This is a genomic window from Thiomicrorhabdus heinhorstiae, assembly GCF_013391765.2.
GTDB lineage: Bacteria > Pseudomonadota > Gammaproteobacteria > Thiomicrospirales > Thiomicrospiraceae > Thiomicrorhabdus > Thiomicrorhabdus heinhorstiae.
Window position 1 is genome coordinate 1 of the sequence record NZ_JACBGI020000072.1, and the last position, 428, is coordinate 428.

The window sequence follows — 428 nt, forward strand, 5'->3', positions numbered from 1 at the left end:
GCGAAGTGTCTGGGTGGAGTCGGCGTTGATTCCGTTAATGCAATTGCAAGACGACAGCACTATTACGCTGGGGAAAACCGAATTTGCCTTGGGCGGTACCTTCCAGCCGTTGGGCGCGGCCGGAGGCATGGGCGCCTTTTCGCACCAAATGGTGATTCCGCTGGCGGATATGGCCGCCACGGAATTGAAAGGGCCGGGCAGTCGTGTCGAATACGAATTGGCCTTGATTGGAACACCGAACGCGATTGAGCGTTTTGCCGAGGCCGTGGACGCGGAACAGAATCCGCATCTTCAAAGTTTATCCGCGCAAGCGCCATCGCAGGATTTGGCGCAATCGCTGGACACGGCCTGGCTGTTTTTGGAGTTGTCGGCCTTGTCCGCTGTGTTGGTGGCGGGCTTATCGATTCTGATTGCCAGCCGTTTTTATT

General features: G+C 56.5%; 1 pseudogene. It reads left to right on the forward strand.

What is annotated here, in order from left to right:
• Nucleotides 1-428 (forward strand): annotated as a pseudogene (locus tag H8792_RS12420) (ABC transporter permease); the annotation flags it as partial.